Below are 21,164 nucleotides of genomic sequence, written 5' to 3'. Positions count from 1 at the left end.
TAGACAGAAAGAATCCCGTCATAAAACGAGATTCTTTCTGCTTTTCATGTTTAACTTATTCTATTGGCACTAAATTCTTTAAAGAAATGTCAAGAATCGGTGCTGAGTGTGTCAATGCTCCACTGGAAACATAATCAACTCCTATTTCACGAATGGCTGCCAGACGTTCCTTGGTAACATTTCCGGAACACTCTGTTTCCGCACGTCCATCAATGATTTTAACAGCCTCTTTCATTGTTTCATCATCCATGTTATCCAGCATGATAATATCTGCACCAGCTTCCACTGCTTCTTTTACCATCTCAAGATTTTCTGTTTCCACTTCAATCTTACGAACAAATGGCGCATATTCTTTTGCCATGGCAACAGCCTTTTTAATACTTCCTGCTGCCCCAATATGATTATCTTTCAGCATAACACCGTCAGAAAGATTATATCTGTGGTTATATCCTCCTCCGACAGTTACCGCATATTTTTCAAAAGGTCTCATATTCGGAGTTGTTTTTCTGGTATCAAGAAGTTTTGTGGAACATCCTTCCAGCTCTTTTGCCAAAGAGTGGGTAAATGTTGCAATACCACTCATTCTCTGAAGATAATTCAAAGCAACCCTTTCTCCAGATAATAAAGCTCTGATATCCCCTTTGACAACTCCCATCAGATCTCCATATTTAACCTCATCGCCATCTTTCAGCTGTGTTTCAAAAACCACATCTGAATCCAGGAGTTTAAACACCCGTTCAAATACTTCCAGTCCACAGATGATTCCATCTTCTTTACAGATTAAATCTACTTTTCCCTGTCTGGCTTCTGGCATAACTGCATTGGTACTTACATCTTCTCCTGTAATATCTTCTTTTAAGGCATTCATTAAATATTCATCAATATTAATTGCCATCGTTACACCATTGATCATAAAAGCTCCTGTCCTTTCTCTTAATTTCATCTAATACCAGACGCTGATTTTCTTTCATCAGCTGTTCTTCCTGGCTGTACTTTTCATAATCCACATAAATATCCATATCCATATGTGCAGGATTCTTCTGTATATCTTTAGCAGCAGCTTTGGCAAATACTAACGCTTCCAATAAAGAATTACTTGCAAGACGGTTTTTTCCATGTACCCCGTTACAACTTGTCTCTCCAACAGCATATAAATGTTCCATAGTAGTCTTACTGTTTAGATCAACCTTTATTCCACCCATAAAATAGTGCTGTGCAGGAGTTACAGGTATCCAGTCTTTTGTCATATCATAACCTTCCTCCAGACACTGCCTGTATATATTCGGAAAACGCTGTTTTATTCTGTCTCCATCCAGATGAGTAACTGAAAGATACACATGATCCGTTCCATCTTTTTTCATCTGTTTCCGAATCTCACCTGTCACTACATCTCTCGGTTTCAATTCATCTGTGAATCTTTCTCCATCTTTATTCAGTAAATACGCACCCTCACCACGAACAGATTCAGAAATTAAAAATCTTCTTCCCGGTTTTTTTGAATAAAACGTAGTTGGATGAATCTGTATATAATTTATATTTTTTAACTCAATATTATGTCGAAGACAAATTGCCAGACTGTCTGCTGTTAAATGGCGGAAGTTTGTAGAATTTTTAAATAAACCACCCAGTCCACCTGTTGCAAGAACCGTATTAGGTGCAAACAAAGACGATACATTACCCTGTTCATCTTTATATATGACACCTTTACATTCTCCATCCTTTTCTATCACATCCAGCATAGTACAATGGGTCATAATCGTAATATTGGAACGTTTCTTAACTTCTTCGTAGAGATGACTGGTAATCTCTCTGCCTGTCATGTCCTCATGATGCAGAATACGGAAAGTAGAATGACCTCCTTCTCTGGTAAACTCAATCTCTCCGTCTTTCTTGTCAAACTGTACGCCAAAAGCAATCAGGTCATCTATAATTCCTGGAGACTCTTCGATCATTTTCTCCACTGCATCTTTATCATTTTCATAATGTCCGGCTTTCATTGTATCTTCAAAATAAGAATCAAAATCATCCTTATTCTTTAAGGCTGATATTCCACCCTGTGCCAGAAAAGAATCACTGTCTTCAACTTCTTTTTTTGTTATCATAATAACTTTGTAATCCTGAGGTAAAAATAGTGCGTGAAACAATCCCGCCGCGCCAGTTCCAACAACGATCACATCTGCTGATTTCATATCTCTTTAGTTCCTTTCTTAGAACCTCTGTCTCTTATTTTAATTATCCGGCAATTCGTAACATCTCATCCAAAGCTTTCTTTGCATTAAGACGCAGTTCTTCCGGAAGTTCTACCTGATTCTTCATTTCTTTTAATGTGTCTCTCACATTCTCCAGACTGATTCGTTTCATATTAGGGCAGAATTGACGATGTCCTACTGAATAGAATGTTTTTTCTGGATTCTTCTGTTTCAGTTCATATAACACACCCATCTCTGTACAGATAATAAATGTATCCTTATCAGATGCTGTTGCATAATCGATAATTCCAGAAGTACTTCCAATATAGTCTCCCAATGCAACAACATCAGGTGTACACTCCGGATGTACCAGAATCTCTGCTTCCGGATGTGCTTCTTTTGCTTTTTTAACATTATCTGCTGTGATGCTCTTATGTACATGACAGAATCCGTCATTGTAAATAAAGTTTTTCTCTGGAAGCTGTGATCCAATATATCTTCCCAGGTTCTCATCTGGAATAAAGAAGATATTCTTCTGAGGAAGTGCTTTCACAACTTTCAGGGCATTGGATGATGTCACGCAAACATCAGAATAAGATTTGATTTCTGCAGTTGAGTTAATGTAACATACAACAGCAAGATCATCATATTCTTCTCTCACCTTCTGAATCTTCTCAACATCCACCATATGTGCCATAGGACAATCTGCCAGCTGATCCGGCATAATAACAGTTCTTTCCGGATTCAGAATCTTAGCACTCTCACCCATGAATTTAACACCTGCAAAACAGATAACATCCTTTGACTCTTTCAGTGCAACTTTTGCCAGATAATAGGAATCTCCCACATAATCAGCAATTGCCTGCACCTCGTCATCTACATAATAATGTGCCAGTAAAACAGCATTTTTTTCTTTTTTTAATTGTTCGATTTCTTTCTTTAATTCTTGCATCCTTTTCTCCTTACTATTAATGTTTAATATACCACTTCAACCATTTTGAATCAAGTATTTATGGGGTTTTTTCTCCTCATACTAGACTCATGTTTTTTAATAATGTATACTATTTTTATATAATAGAAATTAACAGGAGGTTGAAAATAGAATGAAAAAACCAGCTTTAGTTATCCTTGCTGCCGGTATGGGCAGTCGTTATGGAGGCTTAAAACAAATGGATCCTATGGATCCACAAGGCCATGCTATCATTGACTATTCCATTTATGATGCCAGACGTGCCGGATTTGGAAAAGTTGTCTTTATAATCAAAAAAGCTATTGAACAGGATTTCAAGGAGACCATCGGAAAACGTGTCCCTGATGACATGGAAGTATGCTATGCTTTCCAGGAGGTGGATGCACTCCCTGAAGGTTATTCACTTCCTGAAGGCCGTGTCAAACCCTGGGGTACTGCTCACGCTGTTCTTTGTGCCAAACCTTATATTAATGAACCTTTTGCTGTCATCAATGCTGATGACTATTATGGAGTCCATGGTTTTCAGGTAATGGCAGACTTTCTTATGAAAGAATCTAACGAGGAAAAATCTCCTTTTGCCATGGTCGGTTACCACCTTGGCAATACAGTAACAGAAAACGGCTATGTATCCCGTGGAATCTGTGAAGTTGATGATAACCATCAGCTGATTTCCATCACAGAACGTACCCACATCGAGAAACGAGAAGATCATGCAGAATTTACTGAAGATGATGGCACAACATGGAATTCCCTTCCTTTTGATAAACTGGTGTCCATGAACTTTTTCGGATTCCAGCCAATGATCATGGATGAGCTGGAAAAGGGCTTCCCTCTGTTTCTTGATAAAGCATTAAAGGAAAATCCTTTAAAAGGTGAATATTTTATTCCTAGTGTTGCCAGCGATCTATTAACTCAGGGAAAAGCAACCATGGAGGTTCTTGTTTCAAAAGACCAGTGGTATGGAGTCACTTATCCTGAAGATAAGCAAAATGTAATGGATGCTTTACAGAATTTTAAAAATCAGGGAATCTATCCTGAAGAATTTTAATTAAATATAGTTAAAATAGAAAGGCTGTCTTCCTAAGAAAGAACTGAATTAAATCTTTCATTATTCTTAGGGCGACAGCCTTTTATAAATTCTTATTTTTTAATCTTGTATACTTTTACTCCGGTTTTCTTTCCGAATCTCTTTGTCTGACTGTGGGATTTGAAGTAAATATCAATATGCTTACCTTTTACTCCTCCTCCAACATCTTCAGCCACATATGTCTTTCCATTAATTCTTACTTTTGTTCCAAGTTTGATTTTTTTTCTGTCTACTGCAATAGTTCTTCCCTGTTTTGCCTTTTTACCAGATGCAGTACGGTTTCCCCATTTCCCACTGCATTTTTTACAACCACAATAAGCTGTTAATTTATATTTTCCTAAGTACTGTACTTCTTTTGCTTTTGCATTGGTTGAAGCAGATCCTGTAAATAAGAATCCTGATGCCACGACTAACATCATTACTACTAATAACACTTTCTTCTTCATTACTTTTAACATAATAACCTCTTTCTAATTGTTTCCCTTTTTTTAAATTTTGAAACATTTTTGTAACATCTTTGTGATGTATGTTACGATTTTATCTTGAAATATTCTTTTTGTCAACCTTTGTATTAAAAAAAGAACAGTTTATTTCCATATTTTTCCAATTATTTTTTACAGAAATGTTAACTAGCATTTTATGATTGTATACAAAAAAAGAGCAGAAATAACATAATTTCTACTCTTTCTATTCTTATTGCTATATTTTTCAGACTCTAAAGTCTATTAACTGACAAATTTAAACAAGCATGTCAATAATCCCATCAAGGTAAATATTTTCCACATCTTCAATCAATCCATTGTCACATGCTTCTGTTAATTTTGGATCGATTGGCAGTTTTCCAAGAACAGGAATGTTAAATTTATCAGAAATCTCTTCTATATGACTGTCTCCAAATACTTTAATTTCCTTTCCACAGTCCGGACATTGAATGCAACTCATATTTTCAACGAGACCTAATACCGGCACATTCATCATATTTGCCATATTTACCGCTTTCTCAACGATCATTCCTACCAGCTCCTGTGGTGTTGCCACAACAATAATTCCATCTAAAGGCACAGACTGGAATACTGTCAAAGGTACCTCTCCTGTTCCTGGAGGCATGTCTACAAACATTACATCAATATCTTTCCATAATGTTTTACCCCAGAACTGTTTTACCACATCTGCTACTACCGGCCCTCTCCAGATTACCGGCTGTGTTTCTTCTTCCAGCATCAGGTTCAATGATACAATTTCAATTCCAAAATTAGTCAACGCCGGCAGAATAATTCCTTCACTGTTTCCCAGAAGTCTTTCATGCAGACCAAATGTCTGTGGAATGGATGGTCCTGTAATATCTCCATCTAAAATTCCTGTGTGAAGACCTTTTCTGTTGGCTGCAACAGCTAAAAGAGATGTTGTCATAGATTTACCAACACCACCTTTTCCGCTGACAATTCCAATAACCTTTTTTACACTGCTTTCTCCATATAAAGGTTCCAGAAAATCTGTTTTACTGTTTGCTCTGCTATCACAGTTTGCGCTACAGCTTCCGCAATCATGATTGCACTCACTCATTTGTCTAATCCTCCATTAATTTTAATAATTCTTTCACATTGGCCGTAATATCGCCATTAAATACAGCAGATCCTGCTACGAAAACATTAGCTCCGCATTCTTTTATTGCCTGAATATTATCTGCTTTCACTCCACCATCAACCTGAATATCAACATTCAGCCCTTTTTCTGTTATGATCTTTCTTAAATCGCGAATTTTCTGATTCATTCCCTGAATATAGGACTGTCCTCCATATCCTGGGTTTACTGTCATAATCAGGACCATATCAATTTCCTCCAAAACATGATCCAAAGCACTTAACGGAGTTGCCGGATTTAAAGAAACTCCTACCTTGCATCCGTGAGCCTTCACCTGCTGAATTGCTCTGTGAAGATGTTTTGTTGATTCGGCATGAAGTGTGATTAAATCTGCTCCGGATTTTACAAATTCATCAACATATCTTCCTGGTTCTTCAATCATTAAATGTACATCAAAAACAATATCTGTCAAATCTCTGATGGATTTAATAACCGGAAATCCAAAAGAAATATTTGGCACAAATGTTCCATCCATAACATCAATATGAAGCCACTGAGCACCTGCATCTGCAGCTTCTTTAACATCTGCACCGAGTTTTGCAAAATCTGCGGATAAAATAGATGGGGATAAAATATATTCCATAATGCTTCTCCTTCTGTTTTCTTAATGAATCTTTCCTAAAACAAGGCAGAGACCTGGAAAAGTAACTTTCCCAGGTTCCCTATCTACCTTTGTATATTATTATATCATAGCTTGTTCAAAAAGTAAGTTCTAAAAATAAATATAAAACATTTTATGTAAATATCAGTTTCTCTCCTTGATTTTGCCTATCTGCTTTGCCACATTCCAGATATGATCTCCAATTCTTTCAAAATCCGTTAACATTTCAGAGAAAATAATACATGCTTCGTCATTGCATTCCCCTCTTTTAATTCTCTCCAAATGCTTCTGATAAAATTCTTCTGTTTTCTCATCCACATAGTTTTCTGAATCATGAATGGCTTCCAGCCATGTGGCATCATCCGTTGTTATTTCCTGTACCGCTCGGAACATACCTGCACATATCATTCTCATTTCTTCTATTTCTGCAAGAGATTCATCTGAAAATTTAATATTATTTTCTTCTATCAGTTTTGTATAGTCACAGATATTTACTGCATGGTCTCCTATTCGCTCAATATTTCCTGTGATATCAAAATATGATCCAATATTTTTAGAGTTTTTCTCATTGGTCTCATGAATCATCATTTTAGAAATTGCTCTGGAAATTTCTTTATTTAAATAATCAATGTATTCTTCTCTTTTTTCAACATCATCAATAGACTGGCTATTTCCCTGAAGACATGCCTGGAAACTCTTTTCAACATTAATTCTTGCCATTTCAAGCATTCTGGAAATTTCTTTTTTCATTCCTTCCATATATATAGCAGCTGTACCGATTGTTGCATCTACACTGGTGTCGACTTCTTTCATATACTTAAGATGCTTATGGTGCTCTTTCTCTTCTTCTTTTTCCGGAAGAATTTTTACAGCCAGTGCTGCCAGCTGATTTCCAAACGGAATCAGCAGAATACTTGTTGTAATATTAAATAATGTATGCATATTGGCAATCTGTCTTGTAATACTTGATCCGCTAAACGCAGCCACATAATCTGTTAACGGGAATACCAGGCAGACCACAGTGAATATCACCGTTCCGATAATATTAAACAGTAAGTGAATGATCGTTGTTCTCTTTGCATTTCTTTCTGTTCCAATGGAAGCCAGTACTGCTGTAATACAAGTACCGATATTTTGTCCAAACAATACAAAAGCTGCATTTCGCAAACTGATAACACCGCTTAACGCCAGTGCCTGCAAAATTCCTACAGATGCAGATGAGGACTGAATCAATGCTGTAAAGACCATTCCTGCCAGAATACCTACTGCCGGATTAGAAAATCTGGTCATTAAATTAATAAATGGCGGAAAATCCCTCAGCGGCACCATTGCATCACCCATCATATTCATTCCGATAAATAAGATTCCAAGTCCTGCAAATATCTGACCGATATACTGGATTTTGGGATTTTTCATGAATACAATCATTGCTACACCGATAAAAGCAATTAATGGTGCCATGGCTCCCACGTCCAGGGCAATCAGCTGTCCGGTAATTGTTGTTCCTATGTTTGCACCCATAATTATCCATACAGCCTGATTTAATGTCATCATCCCTGAGTTTACAAATCCAACAGCCATAACTGTTGTCGCAGAAGATGACTGAATAACTGCTGTAATAACAGCACCCACTAAAACACCTAGAAAACGATTGGAAGTCAATCGTTCCAGAATTTCCTTCATTTTATCTCCTGCCGCAGACTCTAATCCTGCACTCATCATCTGCATTCCATACAGGAACAATGCCAGGCCCCCTAACAGCCCTAATATTATTGTACTGTTCACTTTTTTCTCCTTTTGATTTTTAACTAAAATTTAACTACATTTTTACGACATCTATATTTTACACGATTTTATAGTACTGTAATGTTAAATTTAGGTAAAATGTTCGTTAACTATAAGAGGAAAGGGCAAAGCGGACAAATCTGCTATCAACTCCCTGCATCTCTCACTCATGAGTGACTTGCCATACAATGAAAAAAATCCCCAGTAGATTAAATTAATCTACTGGAGATTTTATATACTTTTCAAACTTCGTCTACGACTCGTTTTCGCTAAATGCTTAATGCCTATTTGTCAGACATTTCTTTTAATTTAGCATATTTTTCTTCAGCATTCTTCTTAGACTGTGCGAACAGTTCTTTTGCTCTTTCAGGGTTCTGACGAGCAAGAGCGTTGTAACGAACTTCACCCATGATGAACTCTTCATAATCTGTTGAAGGAGCTTTAGAATCTAAGTGGAATGGATTCTTTCCTTCTAATGCTAATGATGGGTTGAATCTGAACAGATTCCAGTATCCAGAAGTAACAGCTTTCTTTTCTTCTGTCTGAGCAATCTTCATACCACCTTTGATACCATGGTTGATACATGGAGCATAACCGATAACTAATGATGGTCCTGGATAAGCTTCAGCTTCTGCGATAGCTTTTACTGTCTGGTTGTAATCAGCACCCATAGAAATCTGAGCAACGTATACATATCCGTAGCTCATTGCAATTGCTGCAAGGTCTTTCTTCTTGGTTGGTTTACCAGCTGCCTGGAACTGAGCGATTGCACCTACATTAGTAGCTTTAGATGCCTGTCCACCTGTGTTAGAGTAAACTTCTGTATCAAATACGAAGATATTTACATCTTCTCCAGATGCTAATACATGGTCAACACCACCGAATCCGATGTCGTATGCCCATCCGTCACCACCAAAGATCCACTGAGATTTCTTAGATAAGTAATCTTTCTTAGCAAGGATTTCTTTAGCAGCGTCACATCCACAAGCTTCAAGAGCTGCAACTAATTTTTCTGTAGCTGCTCCGTTCTTGCTTCCGTCTGTATATGTGTCTAAGTATTCAGCTGCTGCTGCTTTAACATCAGCGTTTTCTGTTGTTTCAGCTAATGCAACAACTTTTTCTTTTGTCTGTTCTCTTAATGTGTTCTGTCCTGTGAACATACCTAAACCAAATTCAGCATTGTCTTCGAACAGTGAGTTAGCCCATGCAGGTCCCTGTCCTTTAGCGTTTGTTGTATATGGTGTAGCAGGTGCAGAACCACCCCAGATAGAAGAACATCCTGTTGCGTTAGCGATGTACATTCTATCACCGAATAACTGAGTAATCAGTTTAGCATATGGTGTTTCACCACAACCAGCACAAGCTCCTGAGAACTCAAGTAATGGCTGTCTGAACTGGCTTCCTTTAACAGAATCAGCTTTGAATTTAGCTAATACTTCTTCTTTTGCTGGTAAGCTCTGTCCATATGTGTAAACTTCCTGCTGATCTCTCTGGCTGTCTAATCCTTCCATAGTAAGAGCTTTTTCACCCTTCTTACCTGGACATACATTGACACAAGATCCGCATCCTAAACAGTCAAGAACTGTAACTGTCATAGCAAATTTATATCCTAGCATTCCTGTCATGTCAGCTGCTTTTGTAGCTGCTGGAGCTGCTGCTAATTCTTCTTCAGTCATTGCAACTGGACGAATTGTAGCATGTGGACATACATATGCACAGAAGTTACACTGGATACAGTTATCTGGATTCCAAGAAGGAACGTCTACTGCAACTCCACGTTTTTCAAATGCAGATGCACCGTGTGGCATATGTCCGTCAACGTATGGTAATAAATCACTAACTTTCAGTGAGTTACCAACCTGTCCGTTTACTGGATTCTGAATATTGTTGATGTAATCAACAAGTTCTTTTCTTCCTTCTTTTGCTTCAATGAATAAGCTTTCTTCTTCACAATCAGCCCATTCTGCTGGAACTGGAACTTCAACGATTGCTTTTGCACCAGCATCAATTGCATCATGGTTCATCTTAACGATGTGATCACCCTTCTTGCTGTAAGAAGCTGTTGCTGCATCTTTCATATATTTGATTGCATCTTCTTCAGGGATGATTCCTGATAATTTGAAGAATGCAGACTGAAGTACAGTATTGATACGTCCACCAAGTCCGATTTCTTTACCGATCTTAATACCATCGATAATGTAGAATTTGATGTTGTGCTGTGCAAGGTAAGCTTTTACCTGTCCTGGAAGATGATCTCCTACTTCTTCTGGAGCCCAGCTGCAGTTAAGAAGGAATGTTCCACCATCTTTTAAGTCCTGAACCATATTGTATTTTGTTAAATATGGTGCACAGTGACAAGCAACAAAGTCAGCTTTGTTGATCAGGTATGTAGATTTGATTGGGTCATCTCCGAAACGTAAGTGGGACATTGTAACACCACCGGATTTCTTAGAATCATAATCAAAGTATGCCTGAGCATATTTGTCTGTATGGTCACCAATGATCTTGATAGAGTTCTTGTTAGCACCAACAGTACCGTCTGCTCCAAGACCCCAGAATTTACAAGATACAATGCTGTCTGGAGCTGTTACAGGAATTTCTCCTCTTTCAAGAGATAAGTTTGTAACGTCATCCACGATAGCTAATGTAAATTCATTCTTGTCAACATTCTTGAATGTTGCAATGATATCAGCTGGTGTAGTATCTTTAGAACCTAATCCGTAACGTCCACCGTTGATTGTGCAGCTTTCGAATTTTGTTCCTCTTAATGCATTAACTACATCTAAGTATAATGGTTCTCTTGCACCAGGTTCTTTAGATCTGTCTAATACATTGATAACTTTAGCTGTATCAGGGATAGCTTCAACTAATTTTTCAGCAACAAATGGTCTGTAAAGACGAACTTTAACAACACCAACTTTTTCTCCCTGTTTCATTAAGTAATCGATTGTTTCATCGATTGTTTCACAAACAGATCCCATAGCGATGATAATGCTTTCAGCATCTTCAGCACCATAGTAGTTGAATAATTTGTAGTCTGTTCCAATCTTAGCATTTACCTGATTCATGTAATCTTCAACGATTGCAGGGAATGCGTTGTAAGCAGAGTTACAAGCTTCTCTTGCCTGGAAGAAGATATCTGGGTTCTGAGCTGAACCACGAAGAACTGGATGTTCTGGGTTTAATGCTTCTGCTCTGAATTTTTCGATTGCATCATAATCAACCATATCAGCAAGGTCGTCATTATCCCACATTTCAATCTTCTGAATTTCATGAGAAGTTCTAAATCCATCGAAGAAATGTAATACTGGAACTCTTCCTTTGATTGTTGCCAGATGAGCAACTGCTCCTAAGTCCATTACTTCCTGAACACTGGAGCTACAAAGCATTGCAAAACCTGTCTGACGACAAGCATATACATCAGAGTGATCTCCAAAAATATTCAATGCATGAGATGCAAGTGCACGAGCAGATACATCAAATACACAAGGCATCATTTCACCAGCAATCTTGTACATATTAGGGATCATAAGTAACAGACCCTGAGATGCTGTATAAGTAGTTGTTAATGCACCAGCAGCCAAAGAACCGTGAACAGTTCCTGCAGCACCTGCTTCAGACTGCATTTCAACTAATTTTACAGGGTGTCCAAAAATGTTTTTCTTACCCTGTGTTGCCCACTGGTCAGTTGATTCTGCCATTGGTGAGGATGGTGTAATAGGATAAATTGCAGCTGTTTCAGTAAACGCATAAGACACGTGTGCAGCGGCTGTGTTACCATCCATGGTTTTCATTTTTCTTGCCATGTTTCTCTTCCTCCTAAAATAATCTCGTATGATGGTTGTCATACATTTGTTGCATCCTACATATAGTGGTAGGAACTATTGTAACAACTATAAGTTGCTTAAAACATAAACAAAGCCGTATACATTATCTGCATACAGCTCTATTTTACAATATTTGCATAATTTTTTAAAGGAATTTCTTATATTTTCGGGTATTTTTTTTTGTACGTTAGAAAATTAACAATTCCTTTAAAATCCATTTTTTATTTTTGTTTTGCGGTTGTTGCAGCAGCTTTGTGTTCCTCAAATGTTTTTGTAAATATATGGGTTCCTTTTCCGGATCCATCTGTCCTGTAATATAAATACTCATGTTTCTTTGGATGCATCGCTGATTCCCACGCTGAACTTGCTCCGTTGCAAATCGGTCCAACCGGAAGTCCTTTATTTTTATAAGTATTATAAGGAGAATCAACTTTTAAATCTTTATTGTATACTCTCTTGGCATCATATAATCCATCTGTGGTTACATAGAGTACTGTAGGATCAATCTGAAGCCTCATATTACGGGCAAGTCTATTCTCGATTACACCTGCGATCACCGGTCGTTCCTTTGTGACGCTGGATTCCCTCTCAATCATGGAAGCTATAATTGCCAGCTCATACATTGTATGCTTGCCTTTATAGGTTTTTGACAATGTTTTATATTTCTGTTCAAAATTATCCAGCATTTTCTGAATCAGATCTTCCGGCTTAGATTTCTTGTATATTTCATAGGTATCCGGATACAAAAATCCTTCCAGCTGATATTTTGTACCTTTTACTTTCGGGATATCCTTTATCCATTTGTTCTCATACAAACTTGTATCTTTTACAGCTGCTACAAAATCCTTTGCCTTAAAAATTTTCTGATCTTCCAAACGTTTTGCCATCATATCAATAGAATAGCCTTCTGGAAACATAACCTTCACTACCCGGTTTTGTTCCGCAATCCGTCTTGCCTCTTCTTCCTTTTTCTTCTTATACTGCAGTCCCAGAACAACACCGGCAGTAATCAACGCCAAAAGTATAATTCCAATAATAATCGGTAATTTAGATTTTCGGTTTCTTCTGCCTCGTCTTCTATGATTTTTTTCATAATCCAAATATAAATCCATAAGAACCTCCATTTTCGACATAATCCGATATTGTCATTATACTTAATAATTTCACAAAGTACATCCCTTTTTTAAATTTTCTTAATATTTTTAACGAACTTGTAACTTTTTATAATATTTTTTATCATTTCTTTTACCTAACTAATTTCATTCTCTATTCTGTACTTTTTATAAACTTTCTATTATAATCAAATCATACCGCTTAACGGTAATATCTGAATTTATTATAAATTATAGAAAGGAAAATTGTTATGGCAAATCCAATTGTAACCATCACTATGGAAAATGGTGATGTAATGAAAGCAGAATTATATCCGGAGATTGCTCCAATTACTGTAGAAAATTTTGTAAATCTTATTAAAGACGGTTTTTATGATGGTCTGACTTTCCACCGTGTTATTGAAGGTTTTATGATCCAGGGCGGTTGTCCAAAAGGAGACGGAACAGGAGGACCAGGTCATACCATCAAAGGTGAATTCAGTGGAAATGGCGTAATCAATAATCTGAAACATACACCTGGTGTACTGTCTATGGCTCGTACCATGATGCCGGATTCTGCTGGTTCCCAGTTCTTTATCATGCACAAGACTTCTCCTCACTTAGACGGACAGTATGCTGCATTTGGTAAAATAATTGAAGGTATGGATGTTGTAAATAAAATTGCAGAAACTGCAACAGATTACTCTGACAGACCTTTAGAACCTCAGATTATGAAAACTGTAACTGTAGAAGAATAGATTTTTAAGAACAGAGGATAAAAATGAACGGTAAATTGATTTTTGTTGATGTGGATGATACTTTATTCAGCAATACCACATCCAGTGTTCCTGATTCTGCCGTTAAGGCAATTAAACAAGGGCAAAAAAACGGTCACAAATTCTTTATTAATACAGGCCGGCCATTTTCTTATTTTGAAGACGAGATCCTTGAAATTGGATTTGACGGTCTCTTATGTTCCAATGGAGCTGATTTGAGAATCGGAGGAGAAAGTGTTTTCCACAAAACACTTCCTGATAATGTCAGCCGTGAACTGGAACATCTTGCTATAAAATATGGTATTTCCGGTTGCCTTCAAGGTTCTGAATGCCTTTACTTCAAAGATCATGACAGAAATTTTCATCCTCACTACACTTATATGATTGATTCTTATGACCGGAATCCGCAGATGCCTCATCAATTTACCTGGGACAATCCTAAACCATATGAAAAAGGCAGTTTTTTCTCAAATAATTCGGACCCTTCCAGTGACATGGCTGCATTTGTTCATGCTGTAAATGATATGGAGTTTGGCTTTGACTGTGTACGCATTCGTGATGACCATTATGAAATGCTTCCAAAAGGATATCACAAAGGAACCGCCATTGAATTTACTGCAAAATACTTTGGGAAGACTGTGGAAGATTGTTATGCTTTTGGTGATAGCAACAATGATACAGAAATGCTCATAACAGCTGCTCACGGTATCGCCATGGGAAATGCATGTGATGAACTGAAAGAAGTTGCTGACTATATTACTACAAGTGTAGATGATGATGGATTATATCATGGATTAAAACATTTTCAGCTGATATAATCACAAGAAATGTATCTTATGTGCAACCCTATGCCTTTGGTAAGCTGAAAGAAAAAACATCCCTTCGGAAACCAGGATTCGATTCTCCGAATCTCAACATGTTTCCTCTGGGATGTTTCTTTATTTTACCTATATGTTATTTCTCAAATTTTTTCTTCCGAAGCATTAGTACAAGAAGCAATCCGCTGCTTGCCACAGATATTAGCGCTCCAAGCCTTAGTCCCGGTGTTATATAATCCAGCTGTATATGATGCTTACCGGAAGATAGTTCAATTCCCATAAACATTCTCTGTATTCTCTTTATTTTAACCGGTTTTCCGCAGTCAAATGCTTTCCATCCTTTTGAATAAGGAATAGGTATGCAAAGGATTTTTTTATCCTTTACTGTAATATCTCCTGAGAAATGGTTTCCTTTATCATACTTAATATTCTTTAATACCGGTTGATCTTTCCGCTCTTTTACAGTTGTTTTTAACTCTTTTTTATTTACTTCTATCAGAGAGATCCTATCAATTGAATATGTCCCTGGCACATGAAATCTAATGTTTATATTCCCTTCTTTTTCTCCATGTCTTCTTTCTAGCTTAATTATATAATTTCGTTTTCCAAAATAATATGAAGAACCTTTTTCCTGAAGAATAACAGAATATTTCCTTCCATTTGCCCAAATCCTCATTCTTATCTTATTTTCAGGGGATGACAGCTTCCATTTTTTGTTCTCATGATTTTGGGCTGTAACACCTATTCCTTCTATTCGAATATAGCTTTCTTTTTCAGGATTCAATGGTATATTTATTTTTTCCCACTGTGCCTTCCCCTTTTCAGAAACAAATCTGGAAGTATGTTTTCGTAATGTTTTTGTTTCTACTGAAATTTCAGGAGTTACAACCGGAAGGCTGCTACCTTTCTCTTCTACAACTGCATATTTCAGCAACGCCTCTTCTTTTTCCAGCGGATTCAGTTTTTCGTATTCTGATTCTGTTATACAACTATCATATGTATAACCAAACGGAAGAGCATTTTTATTTTCATACAATACACAACCATTCATTTCCTTTATTTTCTGATAGCTGCCTGAATCCGCAGGTGGATCGCTTTTCTTTCGTATCTGGTATTTTACAGAAAAGAGACTTAACAGACCTTCTCTTTCATCAAGTTTTCGAAAACGGAATAAATATCGGTAATCTGTGCTTTCTAAATCTCTTACTGCCTGAGATACATTTTTGTCTGTAATGCTAAAGTAGTTGGTTGTATTTGGAATACAATCAATCATGCCCCAATTATAATTCCTTGTAGATTTTGCTTCGGTACGATACAGTTCTTTAGTGCTGTGCTGGTCCAGCAATCCCACTTCCTTACCACATAGCACATTATATGCCTGTCCCCTCTGCAAATACTCTTTTAATACCATAGACTTCTTTGGTGAAAAATGGTAGATTCCTGCCACTCCTATAGAACCACATACTACAGACAATATAAGCCAATGTCTGACAGCACTTTTTTGAATATTTTTCATATAATTAACAAGTAAAACCATAATCAGTGTGCCCGTCAGAACAACTGCTGCCGCCTTTACTCCTTTTCCTGCTGCAGCCAGCAGATTTTCCCGTCTGGCTGCCAGAATAACAGCTAAAACATATCCTTCTGTTATCACAATTATTCCTGCCGCCTGAATCCTTGATAAAGATAGCAAATCCGTATACATTTCCGTTACAGTAATTGCCACCAGAAAAGTAACACTAAAGATCCACCGGTTCATTGGATAAGAAAAACCATGTAATACATAACTGCACATTGGAATACTTAAAAACAAAATTGCCAGTATAAATGCAATTTTATAATCTGTTCTTTTCTTTTTTTTCTGTAAAAATAATGTCGTCACTGCCAAAACCGATAATGGAACAAAGTTTAAATTCGTACCTCTTTCCACCTTATCAAATCCAATAAACTGGAACAGTCCCCTAAGGTAATATGACAATGAATAGCAAAAATACATACCGGAATTTCCTGAAGCTCCACTTCTGGCATTTCCTAAAAATCCAAGAATCACAGGAAGTAATATTATAGCCGAGATCCCTACTCCAAGAAGATACCATCCTGCAAATTTCCCAACAATTCTGATAAAATTTTCTTTTCGTTCATAGTGCCGGAACCGAATCAATGCATAAATAACCGCAAAAACAGTTAGCATATAAAAATAGTAAAAATTACTAACTGCACTTATAGTTACAGTAAAAATAAAACAATATGGTTTTTCTTTACGAAATATCTTTTCAATTCCTATAAACAAAATCGGAAGATAAATCATAGGATTTAGGAAAAACGGATGACGCATTGCTGATTGAAATAATACACCACTGAAAAGATAAATCAGACTTCCAATAAGAATCCCATTATTGTCTTTCTTCATATATCTTCCATAACAGATAAAACTGATCCCCACCAGATACATTCGAAGTATCAAGCCAAAATCATAAAAATATTCTGCGTTATATTTATTGGAAAATATATAAATCAGATTTAAAGGATCCCCGATGGCATAATAGTTTAAAGTTGTCAGAACATCTGCACCATACCCTATACTCATATCCCACATAGGCAATTTCATATGTCCTTCCAGCAGATTCCCAAAAAACTCTCTTATATATTGTCCCCAGTAAATTACTGCATTCAAATGCTGTGCCATACCATCTTGAGCACCAATCCCCCATACAAAAGATTTGCCGGAAATATAAAATGGATAAAACACAATCATACACAATATTACAAAAAGAAATGAATATGCCAAAAATAAATATTTCTTTTTCATATTAACATATCTCCTTTGCAATATAGATCGGGCGGTGTTTTGCTTCCAGATATGTTTTTGAAAGATAGAGCCCAAGCACTCCGATTCCCATTAACTGTATTCCACTTAAGAATGTAATCAGACAGACCAGTGACGGCCAACCGGCAACCGGATCTCCAAAAATAAGAGCTCTCATCAGAACAAAGATAAAAAAAGCAAATGCTGCAATGCAGACAACCACTCCAATTAAAGAAACAATGGTCAAAGGTACTGTTGAAAATGCAATAATTCCCTCCATAGCATATTTAAACAGCTTCCAGAAAGACCACTTTGTTTCTCCGGCAATTCTCTCAACATTCTCAAATTCTAACCATTCTGTTTTGAATCCAACCCATCCGAAAATTCCCTTGGTAAATCGGTTGTATTCCTTCATAGACAAAATCGCATCTACCATTTCCCGCTTCATCATACGAAAATCTCTGGCTCCATCTACAATATCAGCATCAGAAATTCTATTGATAATACGATAAAATTTCCTGGCAAAGAAAGATCGTATCCGTGGTTCTCCTTTTCTGTTCACCCTTCGAGTTGCAACACTGTCATATCCTTCTTCCTCAATCAGCCGGACCATTTCCGGAATCAGACATGGCGGATCCTGCAAGTCAACATCCATCGTAATAACATAGTCTCCCTGTGCATGTTCCAGACCTGCATAAAGAGCAGCTTCCTTGCCAAAATTTCTGGAAAAAGAGATATACCTGACTCTATGGTCTTTCTCTTTCAGTTTTTTTATCTGCTTCAGAGTATGATCCCTGCTTCCGTCGTCTACAAAGAGCAGCTCAAAGTCTATCCTGTTCTTTTCCTGTTCCATCACCTCGCACATTGCATCGTAATATAGTATCACTGCTTCCTCTTCATTAAAACAGGGGACAACACATGTACACCTTTTCTTCATCTTAAGTCCTTCCCTTTCCGTTCTCTTATTATCTATATGATCAAAAAACATTTTCATATCCGGTCATAACACATAAATGCTTTACCTATATAATATATACAAATGAAACAGCTCTTTTATCTCATTTTTTTTGAAAAACATAAAAAAACTGAAGGACTCTTTAAATTACTGCAAAAAGTATCTTTTACCCGTCTCTGTCTGCGCCAGTCCTGCCTGACTGGTTTCTTTCAATGCACATGGCATAAGATCTCCTACTTCTGCCATTGCATCAATTACTTCATCTAATGGTACTTTACTCTCTATTCCAGCCATTGCCATATCAGATGCTGTTATCGCATTGACTGATCCAATAACATTTCTCTTAATGCAAGGAACTTCTACCAGTCCACCTAAAGGATCACATACCAGTCCAAGAAGACTTTTTAATGCAAAAGCTCCCGCATCCATAATCTGCTGAACTTTTCCACCTCTTATATAAGTGATAGCCGCTGCTGCCATACAGGATGCAGATCCTATCTCTGCCTGACATCCTCCCTGAGCACCGGCTATACTGGCTCTGCTGGCTATAACCTGTCCGACACCTGCTGCCACATACATACCTTCCAGCATTTTTTCTTCCGGAATCCTATGAAACTCTTCATAAGTAAGCAAAACTGCCGGCAGCACCCCACAGGCACCTGCCGTTGGAGCTGCCACGATTCTTTTCATGCAGGCATTGGACTCTCCCATTTTCAATGCATTTGCCATTACTGTCCCAACAAATTCTCCTGTGAGATTCTGTTTTCTTCTGACTTCTTCCATCATTTTTTCTCCATCGCCCCCAGATAGACCGCTGGCAGATTTGAGATTTTTATCATAGCCTAAATTGGCTTCTTTCATAGCCAGATACATTTCACTCATTTTCCCTATGGATTCAAGTCTGGTCACCTGACGTTCCTGCATATCATCTTCTAAAATCACCTGCCAGAGACCCATATTTTTTTCCTGTGCAATGGACACCATTTCCTTCACAGATGTAAAACTCATAATCAGACCTCCTTATCTTTCTTTGGAAGATACGTTACTTTCTGAATTCCCTCTAAATGACTTAACCATTTGATAGACTCTTCAGGGATTTCCTGATCACATTCAATGATCATAACCGCATCTCCTCCCCGGTGGTCACGGTACAGCTGCATGGTTGCAATGTTTACTGATTTATGTGCAAGCATTGAAGTTACTTCTGTTACATGACCCGGCTGATCAATATTGTGTACGACCAATGTGGTATATTCTCCTGAGAAATTAGCATCCAGACCATCAATGGTACATATTTTAATTCGTCCTCCGCCAAGGGAACATGCCACAATTTCCAGTTCTCGCCCGCTTATCCCTGTTAAAAGTAGTTTTACACTGTTTGGATGGGCATGTTTTAATTGAATGGTACCAATATTAAAATCCATTCCATTTTCCTTTGCCAGCTGAAAACTATCTGGAATCCTTATATCATCCGGTTCCATATCCATAAGCCCTGCAACCAGTGCTTTATCTGTTCCATGTCCCTTCCCTGTTGCAGCAAAAGAACCATGGAGCAGAATCTCTGCTTTTTTTACTTCTTCTCCTAAAAGCTGTCTGGACACCTGCCCGATTCGCACCGCTCCAGCCGTATGGGAACTGGATGGTCCGACCATTACCGGCCCAATTATATCAAATAAATTCATATGCTCACCTTCTGTCTAATCTTAAAATGTCACTAAGTTCTGTACCTTCTCTCTGGAAACAATATCATAAGAAGTTTCCAGTTTTCCTTCCATATATCCAAAAGAAACCGTTTCTCCTTTTGTTGTTGCATCAGTTATCCACTCTTTACAGGAACTGTGCAACTGGATAATTCCCGTTTCTCTTCGAATCTTATCTGCATTTTCAGGATTTATGCCCGATCCTGCCATCAGTTCTATCTGTTTACCGTATTTTGTCTGCAATTCCTTTAACAACGAAATCCCTTCTTCGGCAGTTCTTTGTAACCCACTGGTCAAAACCCGGTCAATTCCTATCTCAATAAGTTTTTCCATGGTTTCATATGGATCTTTCACACAATCAAAAGCTCTGTGAAAAACAGCTTTCCCACCTTCATCATGAATCAGTTCTGTAAATTCCTTTACCTTTCGCTCATCCAGACTACGATCTTCCTGTAAAAATCCAAATGCAATTCCATCTGTCCCATAAGCCGCCAGTAGTTTTGCATCCTCAAGCATCTGTTCATACTGATAATCGCTATAACAAAATCCTGCACCTCTGGCACGTACCATAGAAATTACTTCCAAATCTGTATATTGTTTTACCATGATCAGACTTCCCAGGGAAGGAGTCAGTCCCCCAACGGAAAGGGCACTATTTAATTCAATGCGGTCTGCGCCGCCTTCATATGCAGCCATTGCATCTTCAAAGCTTCCACAGCATATTTCTATCATAAATAATTCCTCCTATATTTATTCAAAATCATCACACTGTTTTTGTATTATTATATTTCGTGAACTACCCACCACTTATAGAAGTGGGGGCTTCATGAGAACAGCGCATGGCAATTAAGCCATACGTATTCTCATAGGCGTTGCCACGACGCCTCTACTGTATAGTGCATCTAAGCACACAACATT

At 37.5% G+C, this 21,164-nt stretch carries 17 protein-coding genes; 3 read left to right on the top strand and 14 right to left on the bottom strand.

Annotated elements, in window-relative coordinates; genetic code table 11:
- Positions 1-55: 55 nt before the first annotated feature.
- From nadC to nadA, 3 genes are read right to left on the bottom strand one after another with little or no spacing between them, the layout of a single operon-like run.
- The gene (nadC, locus tag KTB61_RS10040; protein WP_330390910.1) at positions 56-913 is read right to left on the bottom strand and encodes a carboxylating nicotinate-nucleotide diphosphorylase; all 858 of its coding nucleotides are present in this window, start codon (positions 911-913) and stop codon (positions 56-58) included.
- The gene (locus KTB61_RS10035) at positions 885-2,189 is read right to left on the bottom strand and encodes an L-aspartate oxidase (protein ID WP_075759875.1); all 1,305 of its coding nucleotides are present in this window, start codon (positions 2,187-2,189) and stop codon (positions 885-887) included. Before KTB61_RS10035 ends, nadC begins: the two co-directional genes overlap by 29 nt.
- 43 nt (positions 2,190-2,232) lie before the next feature.
- Complete coding sequence (nadA, locus tag KTB61_RS10030; protein WP_075759874.1) at positions 2,233-3,141, bottom strand: quinolinate synthase NadA; 909 nt, start codon at positions 3,139-3,141, stop codon at positions 2,233-2,235.
- Positions 3,142-3,292: 151 nt separating this feature from the next.
- On the opposite strand from nadA, the gene KTB61_RS10025 reads away from it, so the two are divergent.
- Positions 3,293-4,207, top strand: a complete 915-nt coding sequence (locus KTB61_RS10025) for a nucleotidyltransferase family protein (protein ID WP_075759873.1) — start codon at positions 3,293-3,295, stop codon at positions 4,205-4,207.
- Positions 4,208-4,299: 92 nt separating this feature from the next.
- Here KTB61_RS10025 and KTB61_RS10020 read toward each other — a convergent pair whose 3' ends face one another.
- The 6 genes from KTB61_RS10020 to mltG form a co-directional block, all read right to left on the bottom strand.
- Positions 4,300-4,704: a 3D domain-containing protein gene (locus KTB61_RS10020; protein WP_075759872.1), complete on the bottom strand. Its 405-nt coding sequence runs from the start codon at positions 4,702-4,704 to the stop codon at positions 4,300-4,302.
- A gap of 280 nt (positions 4,705-4,984) precedes the next feature.
- Positions 4,985-5,809, bottom strand: a complete 825-nt coding sequence (locus KTB61_RS10015) for an Mrp/NBP35 family ATP-binding protein (RefSeq protein WP_216697414.1) — start codon at positions 5,807-5,809, stop codon at positions 4,985-4,987.
- A gap of 4 nt (positions 5,810-5,813) precedes the next feature.
- The gene (gene rpe / locus KTB61_RS10010; RefSeq protein ID WP_075759870.1) at positions 5,814-6,470 is read right to left on the bottom strand and encodes a ribulose-phosphate 3-epimerase; all 657 of its coding nucleotides are present in this window, start codon (positions 6,468-6,470) and stop codon (positions 5,814-5,816) included.
- 162 nt (positions 6,471-6,632) lie between these two features.
- Complete coding sequence (locus tag KTB61_RS10005; RefSeq protein WP_216697413.1) at positions 6,633-8,273, bottom strand: Na/Pi cotransporter family protein; 1,641 nt, start codon at positions 8,271-8,273, stop codon at positions 6,633-6,635.
- A gap of 284 nt (positions 8,274-8,557) precedes the next feature.
- On the bottom strand, positions 8,558-12,079 hold the full coding sequence (nifJ, locus tag KTB61_RS10000) for a pyruvate:ferredoxin (flavodoxin) oxidoreductase (protein WP_216697412.1): 3,522 nt from the start codon (positions 12,077-12,079) through the stop codon (positions 8,558-8,560).
- Between the two features lie 242 nt (positions 12,080-12,321).
- On the bottom strand, positions 12,322-13,212 hold the full coding sequence (gene mltG, locus KTB61_RS09995; RefSeq protein ID WP_075759867.1) for an endolytic transglycosylase MltG: 891 nt from the start codon (positions 13,210-13,212) through the stop codon (positions 12,322-12,324).
- 251 nt (positions 13,213-13,463) lie between these two features.
- On the opposite strand from mltG, the gene KTB61_RS09990 reads away from it, so the two are divergent.
- Positions 13,464-13,949, top strand: a complete 486-nt coding sequence (locus KTB61_RS09990) for a peptidylprolyl isomerase (RefSeq protein ID WP_075759866.1) — start codon at positions 13,464-13,466, stop codon at positions 13,947-13,949.
- A 23-nt stretch (positions 13,950-13,972) separates the two neighbouring features.
- A complete protein-coding gene (locus tag KTB61_RS09985; protein ID WP_075759865.1) occupies positions 13,973-14,785 on the top strand; it encodes an HAD family hydrolase in 813 nt (270 codons plus the stop codon).
- A gap of 136 nt (positions 14,786-14,921) precedes the next feature.
- On the opposite strand, the gene KTB61_RS09980 is transcribed toward KTB61_RS09985, so the two are convergent.
- The 5 genes from KTB61_RS09980 to KTB61_RS09960 form a co-directional block, all read right to left on the bottom strand.
- A complete protein-coding gene (locus KTB61_RS09980) occupies positions 14,922-17,594 on the bottom strand; it encodes a YfhO family protein (protein ID WP_216697411.1) in 2,673 nt (890 codons plus the stop codon).
- A 1-nt stretch (position 17,595) separates the two neighbouring features.
- On the bottom strand, positions 17,596-18,528 hold the full coding sequence (locus KTB61_RS09975) for a glycosyltransferase family 2 protein (RefSeq protein ID WP_075759863.1): 933 nt from the start codon (positions 18,526-18,528) through the stop codon (positions 17,596-17,598).
- Positions 18,529-18,693: 165 nt separating this feature from the next.
- Positions 18,694-19,554 carry an L-serine ammonia-lyase, iron-sulfur-dependent, subunit alpha gene (gene sdaAA, locus KTB61_RS09970; RefSeq protein ID WP_216697410.1) on the bottom strand — a complete coding sequence of 287 codons (861 nt, stop codon included), beginning with the start codon at positions 19,552-19,554 and terminating at the stop codon, positions 18,694-18,696.
- A gap of 2 nt (positions 19,555-19,556) precedes the next feature.
- Positions 19,557-20,228, bottom strand: a complete 672-nt coding sequence (gene sdaAB, locus KTB61_RS09965; protein WP_075759861.1) for an L-serine ammonia-lyase, iron-sulfur-dependent subunit beta — start codon at positions 20,226-20,228, stop codon at positions 19,557-19,559.
- Positions 20,229-20,249: 21 nt separating this feature from the next.
- Positions 20,250-20,978: a copper homeostasis protein CutC gene (locus KTB61_RS09960; RefSeq protein WP_216697409.1), complete on the bottom strand. Its 729-nt coding sequence runs from the start codon at positions 20,976-20,978 to the stop codon at positions 20,250-20,252.
- Positions 20,979-21,164 lie beyond the last annotated feature (186 nt).

Source organism: Anaerostipes faecalis, assembly GCF_018982945.1.
GTDB lineage: Bacteria > Bacillota > Clostridia > Lachnospirales > Lachnospiraceae > Anaerostipes > Anaerostipes faecalis.
This window is presented reverse-complemented; position numbering and strand designations above follow the sequence as displayed.

Coding starts and splice junctions, on each gene's coding strand:
- KTB61_RS09990 (WP_075759866.1), top strand. CDS start 13,464: ATGGCAAATCCAATTGTAACCATCACTATGGAAAATGGTGATGTAATG.
- rpe (WP_075759870.1), bottom strand. CDS start 6,470: ATGGAATATATTTTATCCCCATCTATTTTATCCGCAGATTTTGCAAAA.
- sdaAB (WP_075759861.1), bottom strand. CDS start 20,228: ATGAATTTATTTGATATAATTGGGCCGGTAATGGTCGGACCATCCAGT.
- KTB61_RS09980 (WP_216697411.1), bottom strand. CDS start 17,594: ATGAAAAAGAAATATTTATTTTTGGCATATTCATTTCTTTTTGTAATA.
- nifJ (WP_216697412.1), bottom strand. CDS start 12,079: ATGGCAAGAAAAATGAAAACCATGGATGGTAACACAGCCGCTGCACAC.
- mltG (WP_075759867.1), bottom strand. CDS start 13,212: ATGGATTTATATTTGGATTATGAAAAAAATCATAGAAGACGAGGCAGA.
- nadA (WP_075759874.1), bottom strand. CDS start 3,141: ATGCAAGAATTAAAGAAAGAAATCGAACAATTAAAAAAAGAAAAAAAT.
- KTB61_RS10015 (WP_216697414.1), bottom strand. CDS start 5,809: ATGAGTGAGTGCAATCATGATTGCGGAAGCTGTAGCGCAAACTGTGAT.
- KTB61_RS10020 (WP_075759872.1), bottom strand. CDS start 4,704: ATGTTAAAAGTAATGAAGAAGAAAGTGTTATTAGTAGTAATGATGTTA.
- KTB61_RS09985 (WP_075759865.1), top strand. CDS start 13,973: ATGAACGGTAAATTGATTTTTGTTGATGTGGATGATACTTTATTCAGC.
- KTB61_RS09960 (WP_216697409.1), bottom strand. CDS start 20,978: ATGATAGAAATATGCTGTGGAAGCTTTGAAGATGCAATGGCTGCATAT.
- nadC (WP_330390910.1), bottom strand. CDS start 913: ATGATCAATGGTGTAACGATGGCAATTAATATTGATGAATATTTAATG.
- sdaAA (WP_216697410.1), bottom strand. CDS start 19,554: ATGAGTTTTACATCTGTGAAGGAAATGGTGTCCATTGCACAGGAAAAA.
- KTB61_RS10035 (WP_075759875.1), bottom strand. CDS start 2,189: ATGAAATCAGCAGATGTGATCGTTGTTGGAACTGGCGCGGCGGGATTG.
- KTB61_RS10025 (WP_075759873.1), top strand. CDS start 3,293: ATGAAAAAACCAGCTTTAGTTATCCTTGCTGCCGGTATGGGCAGTCGT.
- KTB61_RS09975 (WP_075759863.1), bottom strand. CDS start 18,528: ATGAAGAAAAGGTGTACATGTGTTGTCCCCTGTTTTAATGAAGAGGAA.